Annotated in this window: 20 protein-coding genes; 8 read left to right on the top strand and 12 right to left on the bottom strand. The window is 71.9% G+C overall.

Annotated elements, in window-relative coordinates:
• Positions 1-75 precede the first annotated feature (75 nt).
• Together F4558_RS01465 and F4558_RS01460 are read left to right on the top strand one after the other, a co-directional pair.
• Entirely contained in the window at positions 76-495 is a 420-nt protein-coding gene (locus F4558_RS01465) for an ester cyclase (protein WP_209273150.1), read from the top strand.
• Positions 496-682: 187 nt separating this feature from the next.
• Entirely contained in the window at positions 683-1576 is an 894-nt protein-coding gene (locus F4558_RS01460; RefSeq protein ID WP_167942963.1) for a septum formation family protein, read from the top strand.
• A 45-nt stretch (positions 1577-1621) separates the two neighbouring features.
• Here the strand turns inward: F4558_RS01460 and F4558_RS01455 are convergent, their stop codons facing one another.
• Positions 1622-2614 carry a hypothetical protein gene (locus F4558_RS01455; RefSeq protein ID WP_167942962.1) on the bottom strand — a complete coding sequence of 331 codons (993 nt, stop codon included), beginning with the start codon at positions 2612-2614 and terminating at the stop codon, positions 1622-1624.
• 278 nt (positions 2615-2892) lie between these two features.
• Between F4558_RS01455 and F4558_RS01450 the strand changes: the two genes are divergently transcribed.
• From F4558_RS01450 to F4558_RS01435, 4 genes are all read left to right on the top strand, one after another.
• Entirely contained in the window at positions 2893-4071 is a 1179-nt protein-coding gene (locus F4558_RS01450; RefSeq protein ID WP_167942961.1) for a sensor histidine kinase, read from the top strand.
• 88 nt (positions 4072-4159) lie between these two features.
• Entirely contained in the window at positions 4160-5269 is a 1110-nt protein-coding gene (locus F4558_RS01445; RefSeq protein ID WP_312877424.1) for a hypothetical protein, read from the top strand.
• Positions 5242-5955: a response regulator transcription factor gene (locus tag F4558_RS01440; protein WP_167942960.1), complete on the top strand. Its 714-nt coding sequence runs from the start codon at positions 5242-5244 to the stop codon at positions 5953-5955. Before F4558_RS01445 ends, F4558_RS01440 begins: the two co-directional genes overlap by 28 nt.
• Positions 5956-6027: 72 nt before the next feature.
• Entirely contained in the window at positions 6028-6741 is a 714-nt protein-coding gene (locus F4558_RS01435; RefSeq protein ID WP_157552307.1) for a hypothetical protein, read from the top strand.
• On the opposite strand, the gene F4558_RS01430 is transcribed toward F4558_RS01435, so the two are convergent.
• The 5 genes from F4558_RS01430 to F4558_RS01410 all read right to left on the bottom strand — a co-directional run bounded on the left by F4558_RS01430 (position 6623) and on the right by F4558_RS01410 (position 11573).
• Positions 6623-7603 carry a GlxA family transcriptional regulator gene (locus tag F4558_RS01430; RefSeq protein ID WP_053653045.1) on the bottom strand — a complete coding sequence of 327 codons (981 nt, stop codon included), beginning with the start codon at positions 7601-7603 and terminating at the stop codon, positions 6623-6625. The genes F4558_RS01435 and F4558_RS01430 overlap by 119 nt on opposite strands.
• A 4-nt stretch (positions 7604-7607) precedes the next feature.
• A complete protein-coding gene (locus F4558_RS01425; protein WP_082377279.1) occupies positions 7608-8216 on the bottom strand; it encodes an isochorismatase family protein in 609 nt (202 codons plus the stop codon).
• A gap of 85 nt (positions 8217-8301) precedes the next feature.
• Positions 8302-9054 carry a lysophospholipid acyltransferase family protein gene (locus F4558_RS01420; RefSeq protein WP_167942959.1) on the bottom strand — a complete coding sequence of 251 codons (753 nt, stop codon included), beginning with the start codon at positions 9052-9054 and terminating at the stop codon, positions 8302-8304.
• A gap of 87 nt (positions 9055-9141) precedes the next feature.
• Positions 9142-11202, bottom strand: coding sequence for an amylo-alpha-1,6-glucosidase (locus F4558_RS01415; RefSeq protein WP_053653048.1), 2061 nt, complete (start codon positions 11200-11202; stop codon positions 9142-9144).
• On the bottom strand, positions 11202-11573 hold the full coding sequence (locus tag F4558_RS01410; RefSeq protein WP_053653136.1) for an SCP2 sterol-binding domain-containing protein: 372 nt from the start codon (positions 11571-11573) through the stop codon (positions 11202-11204). Before F4558_RS01410 ends, F4558_RS01415 begins: the two co-directional genes overlap by 1 nt.
• A gap of 200 nt (positions 11574-11773) precedes the next feature.
• Here F4558_RS01410 and F4558_RS01405 point away from each other — a divergent pair, with 200 nt between their 5' ends.
• A complete protein-coding gene (locus F4558_RS01405; RefSeq protein WP_167942958.1) occupies positions 11774-12880 on the top strand; it encodes a DNA glycosylase AlkZ-like family protein in 1107 nt (368 codons plus the stop codon).
• 104 nt (positions 12881-12984) lie between these two features.
• On the opposite strand, the gene F4558_RS01400 is transcribed toward F4558_RS01405, so the two are convergent.
• The 5 genes from F4558_RS01400 to F4558_RS01380 form a co-directional block, all read right to left on the bottom strand.
• Complete coding sequence (locus F4558_RS01400; RefSeq protein WP_167942957.1) at positions 12985-13401, bottom strand: CBS domain-containing protein; 417 nt, start codon at positions 13399-13401, stop codon at positions 12985-12987.
• Positions 13402-13478: 77 nt separating this feature from the next.
• Positions 13479-13919, bottom strand: a complete 441-nt coding sequence (locus F4558_RS01395) for a PPOX class F420-dependent oxidoreductase (protein WP_082377280.1) — start codon at positions 13917-13919, stop codon at positions 13479-13481.
• A gap of 187 nt (positions 13920-14106) precedes the next feature.
• Entirely contained in the window at positions 14107-15132 is a 1026-nt protein-coding gene (locus F4558_RS01390) for an aspartate-semialdehyde dehydrogenase (RefSeq protein WP_167942956.1), read from the bottom strand.
• Positions 15133-15303: 171 nt separating this feature from the next.
• The gene (locus F4558_RS01385) at positions 15304-16641 is read right to left on the bottom strand and encodes a M16 family metallopeptidase (RefSeq protein ID WP_167942955.1); all 1338 of its coding nucleotides are present in this window, start codon (positions 16639-16641) and stop codon (positions 15304-15306) included.
• Entirely contained in the window at positions 16638-17930 is a 1293-nt protein-coding gene (locus F4558_RS01380) for a M16 family metallopeptidase (protein WP_053653053.1), read from the bottom strand. The genes F4558_RS01385 and F4558_RS01380 overlap by 4 nt, the downstream gene beginning before the upstream one ends.
• Positions 17931-18026: 96 nt before the next feature.
• Between F4558_RS01380 and F4558_RS01375 the strand changes: the two genes are divergently transcribed.
• Entirely contained in the window at positions 18027-18773 is a 747-nt protein-coding gene (locus F4558_RS01375) for a phosphodiesterase (RefSeq protein WP_167942954.1), read from the top strand.
• Here the strand turns inward: F4558_RS01375 and F4558_RS01370 are convergent.
• Positions 18743-18955 carry a hypothetical protein gene (locus tag F4558_RS01370; RefSeq protein ID WP_053653055.1) on the bottom strand — a complete coding sequence of 71 codons (213 nt, stop codon included), beginning with the start codon at positions 18953-18955 and terminating at the stop codon, positions 18743-18745. The genes F4558_RS01375 and F4558_RS01370 overlap by 31 nt on opposite strands.
• Positions 18956-19067 lie beyond the last annotated feature (112 nt).

The raw sequence follows: 19067 nt of genomic DNA, 5'->3' as shown, positions 1-19067 counted from the left end.
GGACACGCGGGGCCGCTCCGGCCGAACGACCGACCGGGGCCAACCAGTCCACACCAGCAGAACGGAAGATCAATCATGAGCACCACCGCGACACGTTCGGGCATGACGACCGAGGAACTGCGCGACTTCTACCTGCGCTACGTCGAACTGGCGAACAAGCGCGAGTTCGCCCGGATGGCCGAGTTCGCCCACGAGGAGGTGATCATGAACGGCACCCCGGTCAAGATGGCCGACATGGTCGCCGAGTTCTACAAGCACGTCGACGCGGTGCCGGACTTCCACTGGGAGATCCAGGACCTCGTCGTCGATGGCGACCGGGTAGCCGCCCGCCTCATCGACACCGGGACACCGGTCCGGGAGTGGAGCGGCCTCGCGCCCACCGGCAAGTCGGTGAAGTTCGCCGAGACCGCCTTCTACCGGATCGAGGACGGCAAGTTCAAGGACATGTGGTACCTGATGGACGCCGACACGGTACGGCGACAGCTCGCCGGCTGATCCGCCGCCGAGAACGCGCCGCGCGACCGCCGCTGACCCTCGTTCTTCGAGGCCAGCGGCGGTCCGGCAACTCACGTCCACGTGGCTGGTCAGGAGTAGCGAGAACCTGGCCGGAAGCAGGTCCCTGCTCGTCACTCCGGTGCCATATGCTGCGCGCGTCGGCACGGGGGCCACGGGGAGATTTCACATGCGACGGCATCTAACGGCAGCGCTCGCGGCTGCGTTCATCACTGTGGCATCGGCGGGCTGCGGCACGCCGGCCGGCACGGACGGCGACCTGGCCGACGACTGGCGACCGATGGCCCAGGCGAAGCAGTTCTCGCCGCAGGCCGGCGAGTGCCATGTCATCCCCGAGCCGACCGCATATCTGAGCAGCTACGCCCCTGTGGACTGCGCGAAGACGCACCTGGTGGAGACGTTCCACGTCGGCACCTTCACGGGCGCCCTGGCCGCGCGGAGCGCCCCGCCGACGGTGGAGTCAGCAGCCATGCGCGCGATCTTCACCGACTGCGACACCCGCGCCAAGGATTTCGTCGGCGGTGAGTGGCGCAGCGCCCGGCTCTCCGTGCAGGTCGCGCCGACGTCACCGGCCGGCTGGGCGGGCGGCAGCCGGTGGTACCGGTGCGACATCTTCGAACTGGACGAGGTGGACGGCGCCAACGGCGACACGGACCGGGCCATCCACCGGGCCGGCACGCTGCGCAACGCTGTGGGCAGCCGCTCCCCGCTGACGTACGGCTGCATGAACGAGGACGAGTGGGGCCGGCTGCGACCGGCTGGCTGCACCACCGCGCACCAGTACGAGTACGTCGGCATCTGGACCGCCCCGGACCGCTCCTACCAGGACGCCGTCCGCGACGAGGCAGCCATCCACCCCGCCTGCCGCACTCTGGTCGCCCGTTACGCCAAGGTTCCCAACGACGCCAACCTGCGCTACCGCACCGGAACGGCGTACCGCCTCCCCTCCCCCAATCTGTGGGCGCGCGGCGACCGGGGTGTGCGCTGCTACTTCTGGTCCGGCGGCGAAACGGTAAAGCGGTCGATCGCCAACGGCGGCCCGGCGGCATTGCCGATCCGCTGAGTCGTGGCCGCGCCGACGGGCGGCCGGAGACCGGAAAGGGACGGCTCAGATCGGCCCGAGCAGCGCGGTCAACGCGGCGTCGCCCTGCCCGAGCCGTGACCCGCCGCCCGGCGGCACGACCAGAATAGGCCGGCAGCCGTCGAGTTCGACGTACGACTCCGCTCCGCTGCCGTCCAGCTGTCGGAGCACAGCGAAACGGGACGCCGGGGTGCCGCAGGGTTTCGCCGGCCGGGTCGTGGCAAGCGCCCGCAGGATGTTCGCCTGCCGATCCGGCGGCAGCGCCCCGCCGTACGCGAAGTCACCGGCTGGCTTGCTGCCGCCCCGCTCGTGGGCGGGCACCCGGTAGACGCAGAGCCGCAGCGGCCCGGCGCCCGGCGCGGGCGGTTCGGGGCGGCCGTCGGTCCCCTGCGCCCAGACCATGTCCGACCACTGTTGGTCGCAGCCTGCGGCCTCGGCCGCCGGAGATTCGATCTGCCTGACGGTACGTGTGGCGACAGTGGTCAGGCGCAACCCGTCCAACGCCGCGCGCACCTCCGGGCGGGGCTTGGTGCACCCGTCCACAGGCAGGTGTGGCCGCAGCCAACGCCCCTGTTGGTCGAGTAGTGCCACCCAGGGCGGGATGACCAGGTCGAGGGTGCAGGCGACCTCCTCGTCGCCGCGCTGGTCAGGTAGGCGCAGCGCGGCGAGCAGGGAGTCGATGTCGTCGGCGCGTCGTTCGGTGGCCACCTGCTCCGTGCCGCCGGCGGGGCCGGGCCGGATCTGCTGTCCGCAGAGCACTGCGGTGAACGGCGTGAACGCGGGGTCGATGCGCCCGGCCGCCGGCTCGTCCGACACCGGGGACGCCGATCCGCCCGGCGGGGGCGGGGCGGGCAGCACGGCGCCGGCGTGCGGTGCGTCCTCGGCACAGGACGTCCACTTGTCGACGATCTGGGCGGGGCCGGGAGTATCCACTCCGTCCGGCCCGGTGTCGGTGCCTGCACAACCGCTCAGCGCCACGCCGAGCAGCGCCGCCGCCACTATCGTTGCCCGCGAGCGCATCCCGGCCCACCACCCCTCTGTCACCAATTCAGACGGGCGGTGACGGTGCCGGGTTCCCACTGGAACAGGTAGTGCGTCGGAGCGACATACCCGCCTCGGCCTGCGGTCTTCGCCATCCGCACGGCGACCGCTGGGATCAACGGCCGATAGCGCAGAGCAACGACGTAATGACACCATGCGGACGGTGGGTGAACACTCACCGTCCGCATGCTATTGTCCGATGTCGATCTCCGCCGTGCGGACCCGCACCGGGTCGTTGTCGGAAGGGACACCCCCCGATGCCGGCGTTAACCGCCCCCACTGTGCCGCCCCCCTCGCTGGACAACCCGGCAGGTGGCGCGTTCGGCCTCATCTTCACCACGCTGCCCGCGCTGCTGCGGCTGACGTGCGGGCTTGTCGGTGCGGCCGTGGCGCTCTCGGTACGTACCTCACCGGTCGAGCCGGCGGTGCTGTGGCCCGGCGTGGCCGTGTTGACCGGCTGGTCACTCTTCTACGGCGTTCGCGCGCTGCGCCACGGCATCAACCGGGTGTTGGCCATCGGCGACATCGTGGTCACCGTTGCTGCGTGCCTGCTCATCCCCCAGATGGTGGCACCGGAGGTGCTGCCCGGCGAGGGCAGCTGGATCGCGGTGTTGGCCAGCACCACGGTGATCAACGCGCAGGCCACGGCTCCCGCCCGCTGGTCGGTGCCGGGAGGGCTGCTGGTCACCGCCGCGTACGTCGCGGGCACACACGCCGCCGGCAACGTCACCGAGGCGCGGGCGCACGCCGCGACGCTGCTGGTGCAGACGGCCGTCACGGCGTTGGTGACTGTGGTGATGCGCCGCCGGATCGGTCGGGCGGACCTGGCGTTCGCCGAGCACCAGCGGCTGACCCGGGAGTCGTTGGTCGCACGGGCAGCACGGGAGGCGGAACGCCAGCAGAACCGCGACCTGCACGACACCGTGCTGGGCACGCTGACGATGGTGGGGCTCGGCGCGGTGGCTGGCCCGTCCGTTGCGTTCCGCGATCGGTGCGCCACCGACCTGCGTACCCTCGTGGCGTTGACCGACAGCGGCCCGACGCCCGGCGACGGCCCGGTGTCCCTGGACGGTCGACTGCGGACGGTGGTCGACCGGCTGCCCCAGTTGCGGATGCACATGGACCTGGCGCCGTGCGCGGTGCCCGCCGGGGTGGCCGACGCGATCACCGAGAGCGCCTACGCGGCGTTGTCCAACGTGGACCGTCACGCTCCGGGCGCGCGGGCCGTGCTGCGGCTGACCCGCGACGCGATGACCGTCGTGGTCGAGGTCGTCGACGACGGTCCCGGCTTCGACCCGGCCACCGTCCCACCGCACCGGTACGGGCTGCGCGAGTCGATCCACGGCCGGATGGCAGCGGTCGGCGGGCGGGCCGACGTGCGGTCCGCGCCCGGCGCGGGCACCCGAATCCGATTGGAGTGGCCCGGTGTCGGCTGACCTCGACGTGCCAGCGGGCCACACCGTCACCCGTGGAGCGGCGACCCGGCAGCAACAGTCGAACGCGACACCGGAGCCCGGGGAGGGGGTGCTCGCCGCACCGGCGGCGGTGGCGCGGGCGTCCGATCGCGGAGCCCGGATCGTCGTCGTCGGCATCGCATGGGCCTGGCATGTAACGATCAGCCTCCCCGCGGTGCTCGGCGTACGCACGGAGTTCGCCGAGCCGGCTGTCGTGCTCGGCTGCTGGGCGCTGGTCGCCGTGGCGGGCGCGGTCGCCGGCGTCCTCCTGCTGCGCGGCACACCGCTGCCGCCGTGGCCGCTGGCCGTGCTGCTGCTCGCCGCCGACGCGGCGGTCTTCGCGGCGGTCGGTGAGCGGCACCTGTTCGGCGCTGCGAACTGGGTGTGGGGCACGCTCGGCTGGTTCTTCGTGCTCATGCTGTGGGGCCGCCGGGTCGTCGGGCTTGTCGTCCTGCTGACGACGCACACGGTGATCGCGTTGGTCGCCGTGCTCACCCACGGCCCCGACGCCGCCGCGCTGGCCCGCTTCACGATGTACGTCTACGGCACCTTCTCCCTGCAACTGGCCGTCTTCGTGGGCGGTGCGACGATCGTCGGGCTGGCCCGTGACCGGGCCGCCACGGCTGCCGCATTGCACGCGATGGCCGCCGAACGGGCTGCGGCCGAGCGGGGCCTGCGGGAGCGCCGTGACCGGCTCGCCCTGGCCGGCGCCGCGGCGGGGCGGGTCCTCGGTGAGCTGGCCTACGGTGCGGCCGACCCGGACGACCCGGAGGTGCAGCGGCGCTGCGTACTGGCCGCGGCCCGGTTACGCCGCATGATCGCGGAGTCCGACGACGTACCCGATCCGCTGCTGCACGAGTTACGGGCCGCCGCCGACCTGGCCGAACGCAACGGACTGCCGATCGACCTGGTCACCATCGGCAATCCACCGCCGTTGCCTGTCGAGATCCGCCGCCAACTGGCCGACCCGCTCGCCGCGCATCTCGCCGACGCACGGGGTTGGGCACGGCTGACCGTCGTTTCCGGGCCCGACGAGGTGGTGGTCAGCCTGGTCACGCCCGACCGGGAGGGGCCGGAGGCGACCGGCCCACCACCCGGGGAGTACGACCACGGGCCGGTACAGCACCTCTACGAACGGGACGGGGACATCAGATGGGCGCAGACCCGGTGGCGGAAGTGACCGGCGACCGGCCGGTCGGGGTGGCGATCGTCGACGACCATCCGGTGGTCGTCGACGGGGTTCGCGCCTGGATGGCCACCGAGCCCCGGCTGAGGGTGCTGGCCACCGGCGACGACCCGGACGAGGTGCTGCGGGCGGCGCCGGACGCCGATGTCGTCCTGCTCGACCTGCGGCTGCACGGTCGGATGGCGCTGGACAAGCTGGCCGAGTTGAGTGCCACCGGGCGACGGGTGGTGGTCTATTCGGAGCACACCGATCCGCAGACGATGCTCGCCGCGCTGGACGCCGGGGCGGTGGCATTCCTGGCCAAGCACGAGGGCCGGGAGCACTGCGTGGCGACCGTGTTGGCGGCGGCGAGCGACCGCCCGTACGTGCCACCGGCGTTGGCCGGCGCGATGGTCGGTGATCCGCGGCCGGACCGGCCGATGCTGTCCGACAAGGAGCGTGAGGCGCTGCTGCTCTGGTTCCAGTCGATGTCCAAGGCGTCGGTGGCCCGCCGGATGCAGATCAGCGAACACACGGTGAAGCAATACGTGGACCGGGCACGCATCAAGTACACCCGTGCGGGGCGGCCGGCCGCCACAAAGGCCGCATTGCTCGCCCGTGCGATCGAGGACGGGCTAGTCCGCCCGGAGGAGATCGGCATCTACCGGTCACAGGCGACGTACGACCGGCCGACCCCCTAACGACCGTCATGACAGCGACCCCCGGATCCGCGAGGCTCGTACGCACAGCCAGCTGACCGGAAGGTCGTGACGATGCACACGGACGCGTCCCCCTTCTTTATCGGTCCACACCGGTTCGACGCACCGGACGACGAGGTGGGTCCCGCCCTGGACCGGCACTACAACATGCGTCCGCTGCCCGGTGAGAACGTGCTCAGCCGACACCGGCTGTTGGTCGCGGGCTGCCTGCTCGGGCCGACAGAGGCCCATCTCGGCTGGCAGCTTCCCGGGCCGGTTTCGGTGACAGTCACCGATCAGCGAATCTGCTGGGTGGGCACCGGTTCGCAGCTGTCCCTCGTCGCCGACGGCACGTCCCGACGCCGACCCCCGGGCCGGCTGGGCGGCCTGATGACCGGCCAGGTCCGCTGGCAGTGGCCGTCCCGGCTGGAGCTTCCACAGGCCGATCCGGCCGAGCTGCTGATCGTCTGCGACGCGCTGCGCACCATCCAGCAGCCGGCGCTGGCCCTCGGCGGGCCGGCCGGAGAGGTCATGGCGCTGGCCCAGCAGATCCGCCGGGCGGTGGCAGTGTTCCGGCTCACCCACCCGGAGCTCGTGGACCTCTCCGCCCAGGAACGCGACGTGCTGCTGCTGCGGGCCGGTCCCGCGTTGCTCGCCGGGGAGAACCGGATCACCCTGCCTGGTTCACTGCCTGTGGAATTCCGCTCCCGGGACGACTACTACCGTTCGGGGCCGGAGCCGACGTCCTGGGACGGGCTCGCAGGCGGCGCAGCATCCGGGCGTCGGTGAAGCCCACGTTCCGCGCCGCAGCCTCCACGGTAGCGCCGTGCCCGATGAGGTGCTCGGCGCGTTCCACGCGCAGCGACTGCTGATAGCCCAGCGGCGTCAGCCCGGTGGCCGCGCGGAACAGCCGGCTCAGTGTCCGCTCCGCCACACCACCGGTGGCGGCCAGCTCGGCCAGCGGCAACGGCTCGGCGTACCGGGTGTCGATCACGTCCTGCACCCGGTGCACCGCGTCGGACAGGTGCAGGCGATGACGCATCATCGCGCTGGCCTGCGGCTCGTTTCCGTTGCGCCGGGTGTGGACGACGAGCGTGCGGGCGATCCGGGCGGCGGTGGCCGGGCCGTGCCGGGTCGCCACCAGGTGCAGGGCCACGTCGATGCCGCTGGCGATGCCCGCCGAGGTGACCACCCGGTCGTCGACCACGTACAGCACGTCGCGGGCCACCCGGGCTGCCGGGTAACGGCGGGCAAGATCGTCCTGCACCTCATGGTGGGTGGTGCAGCGTCGGCCGTCGAGGAGCCCGGCGCGGCCCAGCGCGTACGCGCCCGCGCAGACGCTCGCCACAGTGCCGCCGGACGCGTGGTGGTCGGCCAGGCGCCGCAGGTCGGCCGGCGACACCGGCCCCTGCGGGCCGTGCGCCGCCGGCCGCCAGCCCGGCACGATCACCAGGTCGTCCGGCGTCAGCTCGGGCCAGAGCGTCTCGGCGACCAGCGGTACGCCCTGGACGGTGGGGACCTGCTCCCGCTCGGCCACGTAGTGCAGCCGGTAGTCGTGGCCGAGGTCCGCGGCGCTGGAGAAGACCTGGGCCGGCCCAGCGAGGTCCAGCAGGTGCAGCTGCGGGACCAGCAGGAATACGACCTTGGCCATCGGCTCACCTCCGGGCGTCGGCGAGGGCCGCGCCGGTGACCTCGTCGACAGTGCTGATAGTCGCGAAGCGGCCTGCCAACGCGTACTCGGTGCGGGTGATGATCTCCTCGGTGGTCATGGTGCGCGGATCGGCGAGGATCTCCTCGACGGTCGCTGTCTCCGGCACCTCCCGGTGCGGGATGGGGAAGGTCTGCGTCGCGTCGGTGACGAACGTCATCCGGTAGCCGAGGTCCGACCCCACCCGGGCGGTGGTCTCGACGCACTGCTCGGTGCGGATGCCGCAGACGGTGAGGTCGTCCACGCCCGCGGTGGTGAGCAGCTGCTGCAGATTGGTGGTGGTGAACGCGTTGTGGGCGGTCTTCACGAGCGTCGGCTCACCCGCGGCCGGTGTCAGTCCGTCGAGCAGGCGCACGTGGCCGCGCGCCGGGTCGAAGACGCCGCCTGTGCCCGGTTCGGCGTGCAGGACCCAGACCACCAGGTCGCCGCGTTGACGGGCGGCGGTGACCAGCCGGTCGACCTGCCCGACGATGTCGGGGTTGGAGCCGTACGCCCAGATGGGGCGCTGCCGGAACGATTCCTGGACGTCGATCACGAGAAGTGCTGCTCTGCTCATGACGTCGATCCTGGTCGGGCGGTGACCGCGACGGCAGACACCATCACGCCCGCTTGCGGAACGATCCGGTCACCGTGCCGACCGTTCAGACGCTGGGGGTACGCCGCTCCCCGGCGGCGTCCATGGCGGCGGCCTCCTCCGGCGTCGGGGCGGTGCCGCCCAGGTGCGCCGGCAGCCACCACGTGTCGTCCGGGCCGACCGGTGCGTCCGGGTACTCCCTCTGGGCGCGATCGACGAGCGCCGTGAGCCGGGTCGTCAGCTCGGCGGCCAGCAGATTCGGGTCCCGGAAGTCCGCCGGCTCGATCGGCTCGCCGACCAGGATCGTGATGGGCGTGTGCCGGCGGGTCAGGGTGCGCGGGCGGCCCTTCGTCCAGAGCCGCTGGGTGCCCCACAGCGCGACCGGCAGCACCGGCACCTTCGCCGAGCGGGCCATCCGGACGGTGCCGCTCTTGAGTTCCTTGACGGTGAACGAGCGGCTGATCGTGGCCTCCGGAAAGACGCCGACGACCTCGCCGCGCTTGAGCGCGTCCACCGCCGCCCGGAACGATGCCGCGCCGGCCTCGCGGTCCACAGGGATGTGCTTCATCCCGCGCATCAACGGCCCGCCGATCCGGTGCTCGAAGACCGAGTGCTTGGCCATGAACCGGACCATCCGGCCCGAGGGGTTCGCGCCGAGGCCGGCGAAGATGAAGTCGAGGTAGCTCACGTGGTTGCTGGCCAGCACGGCCCCACCGGTGCGGGGTACGTGGTGGGCGCCCTCAATGTTGATCTTCAGGTCGAGGACCCGGAACATCGTCTTGGCGGCGGCGATAACGGGCGGGTACACGAGCTCCGGCATCCGCAGAATCTATCGTGCCCGGCTGTGGGTCGCCTGGGCGGCGGCCAACGGCGACACGGGTTGCCCGCGCCGCCGCTGTTCGGTGCGTCAGTCGGCCAGGTTGTCCAGGTCGAGCCGGCCCCGGGCGAACGCGTCCACCCGACCCCACCGGCCCGGAATGTCCAGCACCTCGATCCGGCCCATCCCCACAGGCAGCCGTGGCTCGACCGCCAGGTGCCCCTCGTGCGGCTCAAGCCCGAGCATGGTGCGCAGCAACAGCAGCGGCGTACCGGTCGACCACGCCTGCGGGCTGCACGCCGTCGGATACTCCACCGGGAACTTCGTCAGCTCCCGCGGATAGCCGCCGAACGCCTCCGGCAGCCGCCCGTCGAAGTACGTCGCCGCGTCCAGCATGCCGTTGGCGATTGTCGCTGCCTCCTCGGCGAACCCGTACCGGCGCAGACCCCAGGCGATGAAGGAGTTGTCGAACGGCCAGATCGTGCCGTTGTGGTAGCCGATCGGGTTGTACCGGGCCTCCCCCTCGGCCAGGGTCCGTACCCCCCAGCCGGAGAAGAGACGCGGCCCCACCAGGTGCTGCGCGACCTGCTCGGCCCGCTCGCGTTCGACGATCCCGCTCCACAGGAGGTGGCCGATGTTGGAGCTGAGGACGTCACACTGACGGCCTTCCGGGTCCAGCGCGAGCGCGTAGTACCCCCGGTCAGCGACCCACCAGTCCCTGTTGAACCGCTCCTTCAGCTCCGCCGCCTCCCGCTCCAGCTGGTCGGCGAACTCCGGGTCACCCCAGAATTCCCGGGCCAGCCGCGCCGCGCGGATCTTCGCGTCGTACGCGTACCCCTGCACCTCGCAGGTGGCCCGGGGAAAGGGCGGTAGTGTCCCGTCGGAGTAGGAGATCGAGTCCCAGGAGTCCTTCCAGCACTGGTTCTCCAGGCCCGTCTCGGTGTTGCGCCGCTCGTACCAGATGTAGCCGTTGCCGACCAGGTCGGCGTAACTGTCGATCCAGCCCAGCGCCGCCCGGGACTCCCGCTCCAACTCCCTGACCAGGTCGGCGTCTCCGGTCCACCGCTCGTACTCGTCGAGCAGCACCACGAACAGCGGGGTCGCGTCCACCGAGCCGTAGTACGGCGTGTGCGGCTGCTCCTCGAAGGCCGCGGTTTCCCCGTAGCGCATCTCGTGCAGGATCCGCCCCGGGTCCTCGTCCCGGAAGTCGTCGAAACGGGTGCCCTGCAGGGACGCCAGGATGCGCAGGGTCGTCTTCGACAGTTGCGGGGTGAACGGCAGCGTCTGCAGGCAGGTGAGGATGCTGTCCCGGCCGAACATGGTCATGAACCAGGGCAGGCCGGCCGCGGGAAGCGTGGCACCGCCCAGCGACAGCGGCGAGAAGCGCAGCGCCGCAAGATCGATCAAACTGCGCCGGTACGTCGCCGATACCCGACCGTGCTCACTGTTGACCTTGGGCGCGTCCGCGATCCACTGCTCCAGGTCGTGCTGGAGGGCGAGCCGCTCGTTGCCGTGGATCCGAAGCCCCATCCGCAGGTCCCGGCCACCTGGTCCGATCGCGTGCGTCTTCACGTCGATCGCGGTCTTCCACTGCTCGTTGGGCTCCAGGCGCACTGTGTACGCGAACCCCTTGCTGTCGTAGCGGGCCGTCATCGAGGAGGAGATGATCGTCTCCCGCCGGAAGTTGCCCCGTCGGTAGCCCAACCGCAGCCTGTCCGCCTCGACCTCGGCGTAGATCTCGCCCTTCTTGTTCAGGATCTCGTCCTTGACCTGGAACAGGTCGGCGAAGTCCGACGCCGCGTCCATCCTGATCTCCAGGTCGACGGGCTTCTCGTCGTGGTTGAGGATGGTGAGCTGTTCGCGGAAGCTGCCGCCGACCGCGCGCTCGCGGATGATCGACAACTTCGCGTCCACATAGTGCGTCGCCATCCCCGGCACGAGAAAGAACCGCGACTCGAAGTACTGGAGGTCGTCGAAGGAGAGCGAGTTGAGCCGTTCGCCGTTCACCGTCAGCACCCAGGTGGACAAGAACCGGGTGTCCAGGGAAAAGAGCCCGGTCGGCTCGCTCGGCGTCGCCTCGATGTCACCGGTGTCCTCGCAGACCACGAACGTGTTGCCGTCGAGGATCCGTACCGTGTTGCTCTGGCCCATCAGTTCGCCTCCCCCGCGAAGCGGCGACGCGGCCCCCGGGAGTCCGGCGGCCCGGGGAAGATCCGCTCCACCTGAACCACCAGCCGGGCGTCACCCGACACCGTCACGTCACCGCGGAACAGGGCGGCCAGGCCGTGCTCGCGGCCGGAGACGATGTCGTCGAACAGCGCCGGGCTCGTCCCGACCACCGTGTCGGCCTCCCGGTCCTCCTGGGTCACCTGCAGCTGACCGTGGTCGATCGCCAGCAGCCAGTGCCGGGTCTGCGCACCCTCCTGAAGGTCGATCCGCATCGTTCCGGACGCCTTCGCCAGCAAGGGCTCGTACCCCCGTCGCTGAAGGTCCTCGAAGAACCTCGTGGTCGCGTCCACCATCGGGCCCCACTCCTCCCCGTTCACCGGCCGGGATCCCGTCCGGCGCGCTCGCGTCGCGCCCGGCCGGCGTTGCACCTGGACAACCGGGTCCCCGCCAACCCCGCGGTCAACCTCGCCCAGATCGGGTGAGCCGCCGGCGCCGGTCGGTGGCGGTAACGTGCCGGAAGGACACGAGGGGACAGTCCGGGACGGAGTGCCAGATGACGGGGCGGACACCGGAGGTCGACCGGCGCCAGGTGCTCGCCTACCGGGTGGCGGCCCAGCAACTCGATCGCACTGCCGACCGGCGGGCGGGCGACCTGGCGGTGCTGGCGCTCGGTGTACAGGACACGCCGTACGGCGCGGCCCGCCAGGCGCTCGCCGCGCGGGGCGCGACCGGGCCGGACGACCGACTGGAGCTCGTCTGGTCCATGCGCGGCGCCCCACACCTGCACCGACGGGCCGACCTGCCGAGGCTCACCGCCGCGCTCTGGCCGCTCACCGACGTCGACGCCACCCGCCGGATGCCGGGGCAGATCAGGGAGGGCGCCCGGCTCGGGCTTGCCGCCTTCCGGGCCACCGCCGAGGCGTTCCAGGCGGTCGTAACAGCCGAGATGGAGCGCGGCGCGGTCAGCCGCGCCGTCTCCGAACTGGTGCCCGCCGCGCTGACCTACGACTGCCAGCCGTGCCGGTCCCGGCACATCTCCGGCGCGCTCTTCCAGCAGGCCGGGCTCGCCGGCGGGGTACGCCTCGCGGTGTCCGGCCGGGCCGCCCGGCTCGCGCCGCTGCCCGACTGGCCCGGCCCGCCCGCCGAGGCGGCGCACACCGCCGAGGTGGTCACGACGTACCTGCGGCTGCTCGGCCCGGCCACCGTGGGCGATGCCGCAGGCTTCCTCGGCTCGTCGGCGACGGAGCTGCGCCGGGCCTGGCCCACCGGCCTGACCGAGGTACGCGTCGACGGCCGGGCCACCTGGCTGCCGACCGACGCGCTCGACGCGCTGACTGGCGCGTCCCCGCCACGACTGGTGCGACTCCTCCCACCGGGCGACCCATTTCTCGCTGGCCGCGATCGTGACCTGCTGGTCCCCGTACGCGAGCACCAGCAACAGTTGTGGCGGCCGGTCGGCAACCCCGGCGCGCTACTGGTGGACGGTGAGGTGGCGGGCACCTGGCGGGCACGGCAGGCCGGAAAGGGCCGGCTGGAGTTGACCGTCAGCCCCTGGTCGACGCTGTCCACCCGGGTTCGACGGGAACTCGACTCCGAGGCCGCCACTGTCGCCGAGGCCCGAGCCGCCACCGACGTTCGCGTCGAGGTCGACAAGCCCTGACGTCGCCTAGGCCTGGCGAGCGGCCCGGGTCGAGACGGCCCCGGGTCGACGAACGCAGCGCCGGCCCTCCCGAGAGGGAGAGCCGGCGCACCCGCGGCGGACGATCAGTTGTTGGGCTCGTCGGCGCTGATGTCGGCAAGCACCGACTGCGGCTCACGCTCCACCGCGAGGTCACCCATCGACACCAGGCCGATCAGGCGGCCGTCCTCGATCACCGGCAGCCGGCGTACGGCGTAGGTGCGCATCAGGTCCGCGGCGGACACCGCGTCGTCGTACTGGCTCACGGTGATCACATCCCGGCTGGTGATCTCCTTCAGCCGGGTCGTGCCGGGTTCTCGGTTCTCCGCGACACCGCGGACCGCGATGTCCCGGTCCGTGACGATACCGACCACGCTGTCTCCGTCGGTCACCACCACGTCACCGATGGCGCTGTCCCGCATCTCCTGCGCGGCGGCGCTCAACGTGTCGTTGCCGTCCATCGTCACCAACCGGGTCGTCATGAACTCTCCGACCGTTGTCATGGTGCTCCCCTCTCGGTGTCGGCACGGCCCGTCTACCCGCCGCCCGGGGCGAGGTAACGCGCGCTGCGCTGCGCCGATCAGCCGCGCGGGGGCATCCCGTAGAGCCGCTCCACGTGCAGGCGCAGCACCACCCGACGCTCGGCGACCATGGCTTGTCGGTAGTCGTCCCAGTCCGGGTGTTCGCCGCGCACCGAGCGGTACAGCCCCACCAGTTCCTCGACCGTCGCATCGCCGGGATCGGCGGCGGGCGTGGTCAGCTCGGCGCGTCCCTCGATCACCGCGTACGCCCAGCCGTCCTCGCTGCTGACGTGGAAGCTCGCCCGCGGGTCCCGACGCAGGTTGGCGGTCTTGGCCCGCCCGTCGGTGACGGACACCCGGATCAGGCCGGCCTCGGAGTCGAAGGCGTAGACCACTGTCGACAGCTGTGGCCGCCCGTCACGCTTGATCGTCGCCAGTACGCCCATCGAGCGGCTGGCGATCAGGTCGGTCAACGCCTGCTGGGTGCTGTCGTCCGGCACGGGCTCCTCCAGATGGATCGTCGGCTTCGTCCCATCCAAGCACGACCGGCCCGAAGCACAATCGGCAAGCACAACCGGCCGAAGGACACTCGGCCGAAGCACGATCCGCCGAACCGTCGCGCCCGTCGCCGGAGCGGCACCGCGCCCCCGCCGGTGGCCGGCGAGGGCGCGGTGTGAGCGCGGCAGGTCAGCGTCGTTCGGCGGCGACCAGTTCGGCGAGCTGCACGGCGTTGAGCGCGGCACCCTTGCGCAGGTTGTCGTTGGAGCAGAACAGCGCCAACCCGTACTCGACGGTCTCGTCGGCGCGGATGCGCCCCACGTAGGTCGGGTCCTGACCGGCGGCCCGCAACGGCGTCGGCACGGCGGTCAACGCGACGCCGGGGGCGTCGGCGAGCAGTTCGTGGGCGCGCTGCGGGGTGATCGGACGGGCGAACCGGGCGTTGATCTGGAGCGAGTGACCGGTGAAGACCGGCACCCGGACGCAGGTGCCCGACACCTTCAGGTCGGGGATCTCCAGGATCTTGCGGCTCTCGTTGCGGAGCTTCTGCTCCTCGTCGGTCTCGAACGAGCCGTCGTCGACGATCGAGCCGGCCAGCGGGAGCACGTTGAAGGCGATCGGCTCGGCGAACGAGCGCGGCGCGGGGAATTCCACAGCCGAACCGTCGAAGGCGAGCCCGGTGGCGTTTTCGGCGACCTTACGGACCTGCTCGTCCAGCTCGGCGACGCCGGCCAGGCCGGCGCCGGAGACCGCCTGGTACGTCGAGACGACGAGCCCGACCAGGCCGGCCTCGGCGTGCAGTGGGCGCAGCACCGGCATCGCGGCCATTGTGGTGCAGTTGGGGTTGGCGATGATGCCCTTGGGGCGGTCGGCGGCGGCGTGTGGGTTGACCTCGGCGACCACGAGCGGCACCTGCGGGTCCATCCGGAAGGCCGACGAGTTGTCGATCACCACGGCACCGGTTTCGGCCACGCGGGGCGCCAACTCCTTGGCAGTGCCCTTACCGGCCGAGAAGAGCACGATGTCCAGCCCCGCGTAGTCCGCGGTCGTGGCGTCCTCGACGGTCACCTCGCCGCCCCGCCAGGGCAGCGTACGACCGGCGGACCGCGCCGAGGCGAACAACCGCACCTGCTCCGCCGGGAACTCACGGTCCGCCAGCACCTGCCGCATCACGCCACCGACCTGGCCGGTGGCCCCCACAATGCCGATCCTCATGCCCGCGAGGCTACCCAGCCCACCCCCGGGACCGGGAGCCCTTTCCCACCAGTCCCACATCACACCCACTCCCTACCCCGCCTCCGCCGATCATGAGGTTGTCGTCACGACACGCCGGGCGGTGTGACGACAACCTCATGATCAACGCAAGGAGGCGTGTCAGGGTCAGGGTCAAGTGAGCAGGTCGCCCAGGGAGGCCGCGACCAACTCGTCGCGGATCAGCGCCGCGTCGCCCTCGATGACAAGGGTCAGCGCTTCCGGGTGCAGGTGGGTCGCTGCCGCTGCGGAGACCTGCGCCACGTCGGCGGAGAGCAGCGCCTCCCGCAGCCGGGCGTGGTAGTCGTCCGGCAGGTCGTGCACCACAAGCGTGGTCAACGCCGACGCGATCGCCCGTGGGCTCTGCAACTCGACAGACAGCTGCCCGGCCCGCCAGGAACGGGCCACCGCCAGCTCGTCCTCGGTCACTCCCCCCTCCTGGGTACGGGTGATCTCCCCCACTGACTCGACAAGGGCCGGCACTGTGACAGCGGTCTGCACGCCGGAGCTGACAGCGAAGCGGCCGAACCGCCGCGACGAGGCGAACTCGCCCCGGATGCCGTACGTGTAGCCGCGCACCTCACGGATGAGGTGGTTGAGGCGGGAGGTGAACGCGCCGCCGAGCACAGTGCCGGCGAGCGTCATCGGTACGTGGTCGGGGTGCGACCGGTGCGGCGACGGGTGACCGAGCCGCAACGTCGACTGCACGGAGCCGGGCCGGTCCACGAGGATGATCCGCCGGCCGGTGTGCAACGGCACCTCGATCGGGCCGCCCCGCTCGGCCGGGCCACCGCCGGTGCCTGCGAAAGCCGCAGCGGCCAGCGCGTCCAGGTCGATCCGGTCCAGGTCACCGGCGACGATCAGGGTGCCGGGCCGCAGGAACCACTCGGAGTGGAAGACAGTCACGTCCTCCACGTCCAGGCCGGCCACCGAGTCCGGGTCCCCGTACATCGGTCGGCCCCACCGGTTGTCCAGCCCGTACAGGTCCGCGCGCAGCGCCGCGTCAGCGCGCGGCCCCGGGTTGGCCCAGTCCATCCGCAGCGCGGTTGCCTCGTCGTCGCGGACCCGCCGGACGTCGGCCGGGTCCAGTCGGGGCGTCCGGACGGCCTCGGCGAGCAACTGCACGGCGGCGGTCAGCCGGTCCACCGGCACCTGGACGCTGACCTGGAACGAGTCCCAGTCCAGCCCGGTCACCAGTTCCGTGCCGAGCGCCTCGATGGCCAGCGCGTACGCGGTGGCGTCGCGCTGCGCGGTGCCCTCCTCCAGCGCCTTGGCAAGCACCCCGCCCAGGCCCTCCTTGCCTGCCTGCTCCCGGGCGGCGCCCGCGTCGAGCAGCAGCAGCGCGACGGCGAGGTTCTGCCCGGGCAGGTGCGCGGCGACCACCTGGCCGCCAGCCACCGTGCGGCGGACCACCGGCGGGAACCGGTACGGGCGAGCGGCACCCGGGCCGGGACGGTCGGCGATCAGCGTCATGCGGTCTCCTCGGGCAGGTAGGTCAGGGTCACCCGGTCGGCGGCGCCGAGCACCTCGGCGGCGGTCTCGGCGATCTGCTCGGCTGTCACCGCGAGCCAGGCGGGCAGCCGGTCGGCGGCCCGGGCGGGATCGCCGAACTGGGTGGTGTACCGGCCGAGCGTGTCCGCACGACCATCCACTGTCGACATCTGCCGCCACCACGCGGTGCTCAGCAACGCCTTCGCCCGATCCAGTTCGGCGGCGGTCACGGGCACGGTGGCCAGTTCGTCGACGACCTCGGCCAGCCCTTCGGTGAGGCGCTCGGCGCTGATGCCGGGGCGGGCGGTGGCGGTGGCGATCAGCGGTGCCGGGGCGTGTGCCAGATCCACCCCGTACGCGCCGACCAGGTCGGGCTGGGCGATCCGCTCCCCGTCGGCCAGCCGCTGGTAGAGCCGGCTGCCCCGGCCGCTGCCGAGCACTGTGGCGAGCACTGTGAGCACGTCGTACCCCGGGCTGCCGAACGGGTGGCCACGGTGGGCGATGTAGACGCGGGGGGCCGGCACGTCGGCGGTCACCGTCTCCACGGCGGGCGTCCCGGTCGCCGGGACGGTGCGGCCGTCCGGCGCGGGTGGGATGTCCTCGCGGGCGGGCAGGGCCCCGAAGTACTTGTCGGCAAGCGCGAACACCTCGGCGGCGTCGGCGTCACCGACGACGGTGAGGACCGCGTTGTTCGGCGCGTAGTACGTCTTGTGGAACGCCTGGAACGTGGCGAGGTCAGCGGCGTTCAGGTCGGCCATCGAGCCGATGGTCGCGTGATGGTACGGGTGCCCCGGCGGGTAGAGCAGCGGCAGCAGGCGCAGCCACGCGTCCCCGTACGGGACGTTCTCGTAGCGCTGCCGGCGCTCGTTCTTCACCACGTCGCGCTGGTTGTCCAGGGTCTCCTGGGTCAGGGCGGGCACCAGGCCACCCATCCGGTCGGCCTCCAGCCAGAGCGCCAACTCCAGGTGCTCGGCCGGGACCGTCTCGAAGTAGTTGGTGCGGTCCGGGTTGGTGGTGGCGTTGAGTGAGCCGCCGGAGCCCTGGATCAGCTTCATGTGCTCGGTCTTGGCCACGTTCACCGAGCCCTCGAACATCAGGTGCTCGAATAGGTGGGCGAAACCGGTCTGCCCAGCCGGCTCGTGCCGGGAACCGACGTCGTACCAGAGGTTGACGGCCACGGCGGGTGCGGTGCGGTCCTCGCTCACCACCACGCGCAGGCCGTTGTCCAGTCGGGACGTCTCAATGGGCCAGGGGTAACCACTGTCGGGCATGACACGACGCTATCCGATCTCGCGGGCGGAAAGGTGACGTGTGGTCGGTCGGCGAGCCGCCCGCATCGAGCCCTTTGGTCGGGGTATCGGAGGGGAATGACCGTTACCCCTCCCGCACGCCGGACCGCCGGGCCGGCCGCCACCGCCGTCGAGCGCGCAAGCGCCGCGCTCGGCCGGCTGCGCCGCGGCCGGTTGCTGCATCCGGCCGGTGCGTCGTTCGTCGCCGAGGTGACGATCTGGGGTACGCCCGGACCGCCCACCGGGGTCGGCCTGCTGGACGACCCCGGCCGGTACGCGGGCACGGTGCGGCTCTCCAAGGGCACTCCCACGCCCGGCTCCTGGCCGGACGTGCTGGGCCTGGCACTGCGGATGCACCTCGACAGCGGTCGCTCGTTCGACCTGCTGGTCAGCTCCAGCGGCGCCGCCCCGGTGCTGCGGTCGCTGCCGCTGCCTCGGCGGCGCTTCGCCGGGACGTACAGCACGATCGTGGGTTTTCGGGTGGGACGGCGTCGGCTCTGGCTGGCCGCGCTGGCCGACCCCGAGGCGGTCGACCTGGGTCGGAGCCTGGCCGCGGTGGCCGCCGCGGCCCGGACGGACGCGCCGCGACTGGTGCTCGCGGTCGCGTCCGCCGTGGGTCCGTGGCGGCCCGTCGGGCAGTTCAGCATCGGCGCCCGGCTGAGCGCCCGGGAGGATGCCGCACTCGCCTTCGACCCGGTGCGCAACCTGCCGCCGGGGATGCGGGCGGCAGGCCCGCTGGCCTGGCTGCGGGACCAGACCTACCGGGGGTCACGTCGGGCGCGCGGCGCGTCCGGTCAGTCCGGCGGCTCGACGGCCACTGTCTGATCCGAGGTACGGCGCTCCAGCACCGTGTCGGGGGCTGCGTTCTGGTCGGCTTCCCGGATGTCCGACTCGGCGAGGATGGCCTCCGCCTGCGCCTCCGGGTCGTCGCTGCCGGCCGCCGCCTCCTCGGGTAGGAGGTGTGCGCGGGACTCCACCCGCTCCTGGTCGCTCTGCTCGTCAGTCATGGCACCCCTGTTACCCCGGCGGTGCGTCCGACACGCGGTGTTCTTGCCGCATCTTGGGACGACGGTCGCCTTGCGCAGCCGGTCGGGTACGCTGGGCTCGTGAGGTGTTCGT

This window comes from Micromonospora profundi, from assembly GCF_011927785.1.
Classification (GTDB): Bacteria; Actinomycetota; Actinomycetes; order Mycobacteriales; family Micromonosporaceae; genus Micromonospora; species Micromonospora profundi.
Note: the sequence above shows the minus strand (reverse complement) of the source record. Positions and strands in the feature narration are given on the sequence as shown.

Excerpts from the sequence above, each read along its gene's own strand:
- F4558_RS01465 (WP_209273150.1), top strand. The coding sequence starts at position 76 with ATGAGCACCACCGCGACACGTTCGGGCATGACGACCGAGGAACTGCGC.
- F4558_RS01460 (WP_167942963.1), top strand. The coding sequence starts at position 683 with ATGCGACGGCATCTAACGGCAGCGCTCGCGGCTGCGTTCATCACTGTG.
- F4558_RS01455 (WP_167942962.1), bottom strand. The coding sequence starts at position 2,614 with ATGCGCTCGCGGGCAACGATAGTGGCGGCGGCGCTGCTCGGCGTGGCG.
- F4558_RS01450 (WP_167942961.1), top strand. The coding sequence starts at position 2,893 with ATGCCGGCGTTAACCGCCCCCACTGTGCCGCCCCCCTCGCTGGACAAC.
- F4558_RS01440 (WP_167942960.1), top strand. The coding sequence starts at position 5,242 with ATGGGCGCAGACCCGGTGGCGGAAGTGACCGGCGACCGGCCGGTCGGG.
- F4558_RS01435 (WP_157552307.1), top strand. The coding sequence starts at position 6,028 with ATGCACACGGACGCGTCCCCCTTCTTTATCGGTCCACACCGGTTCGAC.
- F4558_RS01430 (WP_053653045.1), bottom strand. The coding sequence starts at position 7,603 with ATGGCCAAGGTCGTATTCCTGCTGGTCCCGCAGCTGCACCTGCTGGAC.
- F4558_RS01425 (WP_082377279.1), bottom strand. The coding sequence starts at position 8,216 with ATGAGCAGAGCAGCACTTCTCGTGATCGACGTCCAGGAATCGTTCCGG.
- F4558_RS01420 (WP_167942959.1), bottom strand. The coding sequence starts at position 9,054 with ATGCCGGAGCTCGTGTACCCGCCCGTTATCGCCGCCGCCAAGACGATG.
- F4558_RS01415 (WP_053653048.1), bottom strand. The coding sequence starts at position 11,202 with ATGGGCCAGAGCAACACGGTACGGATCCTCGACGGCAACACGTTCGTG.
- F4558_RS01410 (WP_053653136.1), bottom strand. The coding sequence starts at position 11,573 with ATGGTGGACGCGACCACGAGGTTCTTCGAGGACCTTCAGCGACGGGGG.
- F4558_RS01405 (WP_167942958.1), top strand. The coding sequence starts at position 11,774 with ATGACGGGGCGGACACCGGAGGTCGACCGGCGCCAGGTGCTCGCCTAC.
- F4558_RS01400 (WP_167942957.1), bottom strand. The coding sequence starts at position 13,401 with ATGACAACGGTCGGAGAGTTCATGACGACCCGGTTGGTGACGATGGAC.
- F4558_RS01390 (WP_167942956.1), bottom strand. The coding sequence starts at position 15,132 with ATGAGGATCGGCATTGTGGGGGCCACCGGCCAGGTCGGTGGCGTGATG.
- F4558_RS01385 (WP_167942955.1), bottom strand. The coding sequence starts at position 16,641 with ATGACGCTGATCGCCGACCGTCCCGGCCCGGGTGCCGCTCGCCCGTAC.
- F4558_RS01380 (WP_053653053.1), bottom strand. The coding sequence starts at position 17,930 with ATGCCCGACAGTGGTTACCCCTGGCCCATTGAGACGTCCCGACTGGAC.
- F4558_RS01375 (WP_167942954.1), top strand. The coding sequence starts at position 18,027 with ATGACCGTTACCCCTCCCGCACGCCGGACCGCCGGGCCGGCCGCCACC.
- F4558_RS01370 (WP_053653055.1), bottom strand. The coding sequence starts at position 18,955 with ATGACTGACGAGCAGAGCGACCAGGAGCGGGTGGAGTCCCGCGCACAC.